Here is an 8,890-nt window from a genome sequence, read left to right as displayed (position 1 = left end):
GCGAAGATCGCACCTTTGCTGCCGGGCAAAGCCACGGATCCGGGCCGCACTGGCTCGGACAACCGCTTGTTCGTGAACGGTTGTCTGTGGGTTCTGCGCTCCGGGGCGCATTGGTGTGACCTGCCCGAGCGCTATGGCCGCAGGAAGAGCGTTCACAAGCGCTTCAGCCGCTGGTGCCACGCAGAAGTGTGGGAGCGGGTATTTGCGGCCCTGACCGCCGATCACGACAACCAATATCTGATGATCGACAGCACTATTGTGCGGGCTCACCAGCAGGCGGCGAACGGAAAAGGGGGGCCAGGGATCAGGCGCTGGGGCGTTCCCGAGGCGGACTGACCACCAAGGTCCACATGCTGGCTGACGCGCTGGGGCGCCCTGTGCGCTTCGTCATCACGGCGGGCCAGGTGGGCGATGTCACCGTCGCCTCTGCCTTGGTGGATGGCATGGCAGGTGCCGCCGTGCTCGCCGACAAGGCCTATGACAGCAACGCTTTCCGCCGGCACGTGGCGGGCATTGGCGCGGCGACGGTGATCCCATCCAACCGGACCCGGAAGATCCTCATCCCGCACGATGCAATGGCGTACAAGTGCCGCAACCGCATCGAACGATGCTTCAATCGCCTCAAGCACTTCCGCCGCTTCGCGACGCGATACGACCGCCGAACGATCCACTTCGCCGGCTTCGTCCTCCTCGCCGCAGCCATGATCTGGCTCAGGTGAATGTCGATCGGACCTAGCCCTAATAGTCCGACAGCTTCAGGTCATCAGACCACTCGCCGGGTACATCCTTCACAACCACCTGCCCACAAATGACGCGGCCCTCGGCTGCGTCAAAGGTCAGGGTCGGCGCACCATAAAGCTGCCAGCCCTTGTTCAGGGCCGCCGTCACACGCTTGCAGAAGGATGAATCGTCCGGTCCTGTCAGGTAGCGATAAAGCTTCATGGCGAGATCCTCAGATGAAGGTTGAGCCGGCGGGGTTCAGATCAACCGCGCGCGGCAATTGCATCGGCCAGTGCCACGGTGCGCCGCGCCATTTCGGCATGCAGCAACTCCACCATGCGGCCATCAATGGTGATGACACCCTTGCCTGCATTTTCTGGCCGTTCAAAGGCAGCGATGATTCCCCGGGCCCGCTCCACCTCGGCAGGCGGGGGGGAGAAAGCGGCATTACAGGGCTCGATCTGCGAGGGATGAATGACAGTCTTGCCGTCCATCCCGAACTCAACCCCTTGCGCGCACTCAGCCTGAAAACCATCCATATCCTTGAACTGGTTCCACACCCCATCCAGCACATCCAGCCCATAGACACGGGCGGCGGCAACACACATGCTCAGCCAAGCCAGCATGGGCGCACGGCCGGGAATGAGGGCGGCGCGCGTCTCCTTCGCCAGATCATTCGTGCCAAGCACAAAGACCGAGAGCCGGGTCTGCGGGTTGCGCGCCGCAGCGGCAATGGCGTGAATATTCAGTATGGCCAAGGGCGTTTCAATCATGGCCCAGACGCGGGTCTGTGCTGGAACGCCCAGCTCTTCAAGACGGCGACCAACGGTTTCAAGCTGCTCCACCCGCTCCACCTTGGGCAGCAAAATGGCATCCGGTGCTGCGGCAGCGGCGGCTTCCAGATCCTCTGCTCCCCAGGGGGTATCCAGCCCATTGATTCGGATCACCACCTCACGCGGCCCGAAACCACCCGCCTTCACGACCTCGGCAACCCGTGCACGCGCTTCCGTCTTGCTGTCAGGGGCGACTGAATCCTCAAGGTCCAGAATAACGCCATCAGCCGGCAGCTCGCGCGCCTTCTCCAGAGCACGTGCATTGGAACCGGGCATGTAAAGAACGCTCCGACGGGGACGAATGGCCATGGACGAGCTCCCTGAACAAGATGATTGACAAGACCATAAGGCCAGCCGCCACTTACGAGAAGAGGCTTTCACACTTCAAAATAAATACTTCACATGCGCCAGCCAAAAGACAGATGCTGAAGTGAAGCAGACATGAAAAAAGGACGACTGCCATGACAGCAGACGTCCTTCTTCAAATTTCAATGCAGCAATATTCAGTTCAGCTTGGACTGGACCTGAGAAATTGCGTTGGCAACCAGATTGTCCGCCACAGCACCTTGCGCAGCATTGCTGGCAAGAACACCGGCAGCGCGGGTTGCGGCCTCAGCGGCAACCGCCTTCACATCGGCCAGAGCCTGCTGTTCGGCCTGAGCGATCTTGTCTTCAGCCTGCTTGGTCCGGCGGGCAACAAAGTCATTCAGCTTGGCCTTGGCCTCAGCGGCAAGGCGCTCGGCCTCCACCTTGGCGGCGGTGACGATGGATTCGGCCTCGGCCTCGGCCTCGCGCTGCTTGCGCTTGAATTCGGCAACCAGCTTCTGCGCCTCTTCCTTGAACCGGCGTGCTTCCTCCAGCTCATTGGCAATGCGGGCGCTGCGGGCATCCAGGGCAGAGGCGAGCATCCGGTGGACGCCCAGATAAAGCAGCCCGGCGATGAACACCACAAAGGCGATCAGTACCCAGATATTTGCCCAACTTGATTCGTTCATGTCCGGTCCCCAGATCGGTCCGAGCCCAGCATGGCAGCCTGTTCAGGCGAGATGGGCTTTATTGGGCGGGCAAGACTGCGCTGAATGAGCAGGCTCGCCCCGAATTCCATATTCAGATCAGGCTGCGACCTTATCGGTCAGCACTGTATCGACAGCCTTCTCGACATCGGAGGTGGACGGGCTGGCGCCGACCAGCGAAGCCACGATGGCCTGCGCCGTATCAACCGCAATTCCGCGCACATGCCCCATCGCTTCCGCCTTGGTTGCGGCAATTCGCACTTCAGCAGCCTCGAGCTTGGCATTCAGATCAGCCTCAAGGGCCTTGCGATTGGCATCGGATTCAGCCGCCAGCTTGGCGCGGGTTTCACCAGCAATGGCGTTGGCCCGGGCACGCGCCTCATTGAGAGCCTTCTCATAGGCGAGCTGGGCAGCCTCACTCTCGGCCTTCAGCTTGATACCTTCATCCAGATCATCCGCGATCCGGTCACGGCGCTCTTCAAGGATCCGGCCGATACGCGGCAGGGTCACCCGGCTCATCAGCAGGTAAAGAAGGACGAAAGTGATGACCAGCCAGAGAAGCTGGGAGGGGAAGGTCGAAACATCGAAGGGCGGGAAGTGCGCCGCATGCTCGTCAACAATGTTGCCGTGCTCCGGCGCCGAAGCGGGAGCTGCCGCAGCAGCAGGCACTTCCTGCACCTGGATCACGGTTTCCTCAACCTCGACAGCTTCTACTGCCGCAGGCTGGGTCTGCTCCTGAGAGGGAGCGGCATTCTGTTCAGCCGGAGCGGCTTCCGCCGGTGTGGCCGAAGCCTCACCGGACCCGCCGTCCTCAGCCTGAACGGGCGCAGCCTGCGCAACCCGGAAAGAGCCGTCCACCAAAGGCGAAAAGGCCCCGGCCTCATTCGCGGACTTCTCCACGACAAGAGGAACAGCCGCGAGAGGGGTGGCACCAAGACCGATACCCGCTATCGCCAGCGCGACAGTCATTTTCCATGGCTTCATCATGGCACGCCCGTTTGACTTGAACTCGGCCACACGGCCGGGAAGCCCCGCGTCTCAAAGACCCGGGGCCCGATGCGCAACCTGGATCAGGCCACGAAGAGCAGGATCAGGGCGACGACGAGCGAGAAGATGCCCAGACCTTCGGCAAGAGCCGCACCAATGAACGCGCGAGCGAACTGGCCATCGGCGGCAGACGGGTTGCGCAGGGCACCCGACAGGAAGTTGCCGAAAATGTTACCGACGCCGACAGCGGCCAGACCCATGCCGAGGCAAGCGAGACCGGCACCGATGAACTTACCAGCTTCCATTTCCATTGGACTGCTCCTTAGAAAACCTTTTGGATGAAGACAACCTGTCAGACAAAGCCTGATGCTTCCAAGATCCGTCAGTGACCGGGATGGATCGCATCATTCAGATAGATCGAGGTGAGAACCGCGAACACATAAGCCTGCAACACCGCGACCATGAGCTCGAAGGCTGTCAGGGCCACAATCATGAAGAAGGGCAGCACGGCGCCAAAGGCACCGGCAATACCGGCAGAAGCCATACCCACCACGAAATAGGCGAACACCTTCAGCGCGATATGGCCGGCCAGCATGTTGGCGAACAGACGCAGCGAAAGGCTGATGGGACGGGAAAGGAAGGAAACGACCTCGATCAGCACCAGGATCGGCAACAGGAAGGCCGGCACGCCCGACGGCACGAAAAGGCCGAGAAAGTGGGTGCCATGGCGGATCAGGCCATAAATGATGACGGTGAAGATCACCAGCAGGGAAAGCGCCGCCGTCACCACCAGATGGGAGGTGATGGTGAAGCTGTACGGCACGAGACCGACAAGATTCCCGAACAGGATGAACATGAAGATGGAGAAGACCAGCGGGAAGAAGACCATGCCTTCCGTGCCGGCGGAGTCACGCACCATCTTGGCGATGAACTCATAGCTCATCTCCGCGATGGACTGTGCCCGGCTGGGAACCAGCGTACGACCGCGCGTCGCGTAGGTGAGATAGAAGAAGATCACCGCCACAACAATGCACATGAAGAGTGCAGAGTTTGTGAAGGAGAACTCTGCTCCACCCACATTGAAGAGACTTACGAGCGGCTTGATCTCAAACTGGTGGATCGGATCAACGATCATCCGAGCGCGCCCCCTGCCATGCGACTTACGCCGCGAGAAGTAAACTGCGGCACAAGCCGCGCAATTATCCGAACGGCGGATGCCGCAAGATTTCGATGGAGCCTTGCACCCCCGCCACAGCGATTGCCGTATGCAGGAAACACCCCGCGGCTGCAACCCTTCCGTTGCGCCTCAGGACTTTGGCTGCCCCCGCGACGGACCTTCACCCGCCGCTCGCATCATGTTCAACACACCGGCCGCAAAGCCAACCAGCGTGAAGATGATCAGACCCCAGGGGCTGATCGAGAAAAACCTGTCCAGACCATAACCGATGAGCGCCCCCACCAGCGTGCCTGAAACGAACTCCGCACCCAGCCGGAAGGCAAGGGCAGCGCCCGATTGAGCCGATGTGTCCCGCTTGCGCCCAGCCGATGCCTCTTCCGCCTTCTTGCCCTGCAACCGGCTCAACGAGGCGTCGAGACGGTTCAGCCGGTCAAAAAGCTCGGCATCACTGGGGCGGGCATCTTTTCCATGCTTGCCCGCATGTCGCTCCCCTTCCGGGGAAGATTCAGGCTCGGTCATGGCTTCGACTCCGGCCCCGGAAAAGACAAATGCCCTTCCCTTGAAACCGGGCGCACCATAGTTGCGTCAAAATTAGGTGTCAAGGCAAAGCATGTTTTCCCTATCCATATGAAATTCATATGGAAAATTGTGGCAGGCCATTCTTTCAGGCCCAGCTACACCGCCTCGCGCATCTGTTCAGCTGACTTAAGGTCCACTGACACCAGCCGGGAGACCCCGCGTTCGGCCATCGTCACCCCGAAGAGGCGGTCCATATGGGCCATGGTGATCGGGTTGTGGGTAATAGTGAGAAAACGTGTTTCCGTAAGGCGTCTCATCTCCTCCAGCAGGGTGCAGAAGCGCTCCACATTGGCATCGTCCAGTGGAGCGTCCACCTCATCCAGCACGCAGATCGGGGCAGGATTCGTGAGAAACACCGCAAAAATCAGCGCCATGGCCGTCAGCGCCTGCTCTCCCCCAGAAAGCAGGGAGAGGCTCTGCGGTTTCTTGCCCGGCGGTTTGGCGATGATGTCGAGCCCGGCCTCAAGCGGATCTTCGGCATCCGTCAGCACTAGCTGGGCCTCACCCCCGCCGAAAAGGGTATCGAACAGCTTGCGGAAATGGCCGTCCACCACCGCGAAGGAGGCCTGAAGCCTTTCCCGCGCCTCGCGATTCAGGCTGGCTATGGCGCCACGCAGGCGGCGAATGGCCTCGACCAGATCATCCCGCTCGCGGGTGAGATCCTCCAGCCGCGTCTCCGCTTCCTCCAGCTCGATATCGGCGCGCAGGTTCACCGCGCCAAGCCGGTCCCGGTCCCGGCGCGCCTTTTCAAGGGCAGTGGCGATCTCCTCCGCATCAGGCAATGGAGAATCACTCTCGAGCCCGGCGGCCGTGCGGGCTGTTTCCGGTGGCCCCTCAAGGGCCTCGGAGATTTCCCGCAGCACATCGTCGCAGCGCTGGCGGGTGGCCTCCAGCCTCTCCTCCGCCCTTGCATGTTCCGCACGGGCAGAGGACATGGCCTCAAGCGCATCGCGCGCGGCCTTGTCGGCACTGGCAAGGGCGGCCTCCCCCTCCGCCAGCCGGTCTGCTGCGGCGCGGCGGGCGGCTTCCGCATCCTCAAGCGCCGAAAGAAGGGCGCGGCGCTGGTGAAAGATGGCGTTTGGCGCGTCTTCAAGCTCTTCCAGCTCAAGACGGGCCTCTTCGCCCCGCGCTGTCACGGCCGCGAGTCGTTCACCCGCGCCATCGGCCCGCTGGCGCCATGAGCGCTCCTCGCTTGCGATGGCCTCCAGCCGGCGGATTCGGGCGGCGCTGTCACGCTTGAGAGATTCGCTGGCCGCGCGCGCCTCCGCCAATGCGGCGCGCCGCTCGCTGGCCTCCGCGCGGGCACGGGCAAGATCCGCCTCGAGAATCTGCGGCTTATCGAGCGCGGCGATGGCCTCATTCACCTCTTCAAGGCTGGCCTCCCCCTCCTCGCGCGCTGCCATGATGCGGGTGCGGGCTTCGGCAAGGGCGGAGAATCGGGCCAGATGCTGGGCGGCGCGACGTTCTGCGGCCTCCAGCGCGGCACGGGTGGTTTCAGCCTTGCGCTGGGCCATGCGGCGGCCTTCACGGGCCTGTGTCTCGGCGGCGGCAGCGGCGCGCAACGCGCTGTCATGCGATTCCAACTCTTCGCGCAGGCTTTCCACCACCGCGCGCGCCTCTTCCGCCTCCGCCTCGATATCCACCAGCCGATTGCGTTCAGCCAGACGGCGGGCCGCGGCGGTTGGAGCATCAGCCGCGGCGATGACCCCATCCCAGCGCCACAGATCCCCCTCGCGCGAAACGAGTCGCTGCCCGGGCAGAAGCCGTGCGGCAAGATGGTTGCCCTCTGCCCGGGGAACGATTCCCACCTGGCTCAGTCGACGCATCAGGGCCGGCGCCCCGGAAACGAAAAGCGCCAGCGGCTGTGCGCCTTGTGGCAAAGGCGGGTCACTTTCCGGCACATCCGCGCCGGCCCAGCGCGCGGGCGCGGCAGGGTCCACCGGCAGGTCCAGATCATCCCCCAGCGCTGCGCCCAGCGCGGTTTCATAACCCTTTTCCACCCGCAGCAGATCCGCCACCGGAGGAAAGCGATGATCCGAGGATTGCAGCAGCTTGGCCAGAGTGCGCGCTTCCGCATCCAGCCGGCCGAAACGCTTCTCCGCCTCATTCAGGGCGGGACGGAGATCTTCCAGCGTGCGACGGGCGGCGGCATGGGCAGCCTCGGCCTCCGCTGTCAGCTCCTCCGCCTCGGCGAGGGATTCGCGGGCGATTTCCGCTTCGGCGCGGATTGATTCGAGATTGTCCGCCCCGGCCTCGCGCTTCAGCCGGGCTTCCTCGGCATCCACCGATGCGCGCTCGGCGGCATTGCGCAGCAGCTTGTCGCGCATATCCCGGGCTGCCTGCTCCAGCGCCGTGCGGCGGGCGCCAAGATCCGCGAAATGGGCGGTCTTTTCCTCCAGCGCCTGTTCGGCCTCTTCCAGCAGGTGCGCGGCCTCCTCGCGCCGCTCATCCGCCATGGCCTGCTGCTCGGCCGCCTCCTCCTGCGCAATATGCAGGTCCTCCGCCTCAGCCACCAGCCGCTCCAGAACCTCCTCCGCATCGCTGGAAAGCGATGTCTCGCGGGCGAGATCCTGCTCCACCTGAATGATACGGCGCTCAAGCTCCTGCCTGCGGGCCGAAAGGCGCGCTTCCTCCTTGTCCAGTTCCGTCCGGGCATGGGTGAGGCGCTGAAGGGCGGCGGCGGCTTCCGCCTCGGCCTGGCGCAGCGGCGGCAGGGCATGGGCGGCAAGCGCCTGAAGGCGGGCGGATTCGGCCTGCGCGCGCACCAGTTCGGCCCCATCGCGCTGGGTGGCGGCAAGAGCGCTCTCGGCGTCCACAAGAGCGGCGCTCACCTCCAGCCAGCGCAGCCACAGCAGGCTGGCCTCGCACCGGCGAATATCCGCTGCCAGCACCTTGTAACGCTGGGTCTGGCGGGACTGGCGACGTAGACTCTCGGTCTGGGATGTCATCTGCCCGATGACATCCTCCAGCCGCGAGAGATTCTGTTCCGCCGCACGCAACCGCGTCTCGGCCTCATGGCGGCGGGCATGCAGGCCGGCAACACCGGCGGCCTCTTCCAGAATCCGGCGACGCGCGGCGGGCTTGGCCCCCACGATCTCGCCAATTTGCCCCTGTCGCACCAAAGCGGGCGAGCGCGAGCCGGTGGAGGCATCGGCAAACAGCAGATGCACGTCACGCGCACGGACATCCTTGCCATTCACCCTGTAGGAGGAGCCACGCCCCCGCTCGATACGCCGCACCACCTCAAGCTGGTCCCACTCATTGAAACCGGCAGGGGCCGTGCGGTCGCGATTATCGAGATGAAGGCTCACCTCCGCCACATTGCGGGCGGGGCGGCCCGTGGTGCCGGCGAAAATGACGGAATCCATGTCCTGCGCGCGGAAGGCCTTGAAGGAGCTTTCGCCCATCACCCAGCGCAGCGCTTCCACCAGGTTCGACTTGCCACACCCGTTCGGCCCCACAACACCGGTCAGACCGGGCTCGATCAACAGATCCGAGGGCTCGACAAATGTCTTGAAACCAACGAGACGCAAACGGTCAAACTTCATCCCGGTCACGCAGATCGCATCTCTCGACGCAAA

At 63.3% G+C, this 8,890-nt stretch carries 9 protein-coding genes; 1 reads left to right on the top strand and 8 read right to left on the bottom strand.

The features are described from left to right. Positions 1-719 (top strand): IS5 family transposase gene (locus ACT6QG_RS07230; RefSeq protein WP_444976880.1). Its coding sequence is split into 2 segments (ribosomal slippage), with 720 coding nucleotides annotated over them: positions 1-298 and positions 298-719; the frame shifts between segments, so codons are not numbered across the junction. This gene is flagged as partial in the annotation. A gap of 19 nt (positions 720-738) precedes the next feature. Here the strand turns inward: ACT6QG_RS07230 and ACT6QG_RS07225 are convergent. From ACT6QG_RS07225 to smc, 8 genes are all read right to left on the bottom strand, one after another. Continuing rightward, positions 739-942 (bottom strand): DUF1737 domain-containing protein, encoded by a 204-nt coding sequence (locus tag ACT6QG_RS07225; RefSeq protein WP_444976879.1) that lies wholly within the window; start codon positions 940-942, stop codon positions 739-741. A 41-nt stretch (positions 943-983) separates the two neighbouring features. Next, positions 984-1,862: an HpcH/HpaI aldolase/citrate lyase family protein gene (locus ACT6QG_RS07220; RefSeq protein ID WP_444976878.1), complete on the bottom strand. Its 879-nt coding sequence runs from the start codon at positions 1,860-1,862 to the stop codon at positions 984-986. A 194-nt stretch (positions 1,863-2,056) separates the two neighbouring features. After that, positions 2,057-2,548, bottom strand: coding sequence for a F0F1 ATP synthase subunit B family protein (locus tag ACT6QG_RS07215; protein WP_444976877.1), 492 nt, complete (start codon positions 2,546-2,548; stop codon positions 2,057-2,059). Positions 2,549-2,665: 117 nt separating this feature from the next. Beyond that, positions 2,666-3,535, bottom strand: a complete 870-nt coding sequence (locus ACT6QG_RS07210; protein WP_444976876.1) for a F0F1 ATP synthase subunit B — start codon at positions 3,533-3,535, stop codon at positions 2,666-2,668. A 101-nt stretch (positions 3,536-3,636) separates the two neighbouring features. Beyond that, entirely contained in the window at positions 3,637-3,864 is a 228-nt protein-coding gene (locus ACT6QG_RS07205) for a F0F1 ATP synthase subunit C (RefSeq protein WP_444973315.1), read from the bottom strand. A 71-nt stretch (positions 3,865-3,935) separates the two neighbouring features. Next, complete coding sequence (locus tag ACT6QG_RS07200) at positions 3,936-4,688, bottom strand: F0F1 ATP synthase subunit A (protein WP_444976875.1); 753 nt, start codon at positions 4,686-4,688, stop codon at positions 3,936-3,938. A 171-nt stretch (positions 4,689-4,859) separates the two neighbouring features. Further along, positions 4,860-5,249, bottom strand: coding sequence for an AtpZ/AtpI family protein (locus ACT6QG_RS07195; protein WP_444976874.1), 390 nt, complete (start codon positions 5,247-5,249; stop codon positions 4,860-4,862). Between the two features lie 155 nt (positions 5,250-5,404). Next, positions 5,405-8,857 carry a chromosome segregation protein SMC gene (gene smc, locus ACT6QG_RS07190; RefSeq protein WP_444976905.1) on the bottom strand — a complete coding sequence of 1,151 codons (3,453 nt, stop codon included), beginning with the start codon at positions 8,855-8,857 and terminating at the stop codon, positions 5,405-5,407. Between the last annotated feature and the right edge of the window lie 33 nt (positions 8,858-8,890).

The organism is Haloleucobacter ellipsoideus, from assembly GCF_052491725.1.
Note: the sequence above shows the minus strand (reverse complement) of the source record. Positions and strands in the feature narration are given on the sequence as shown.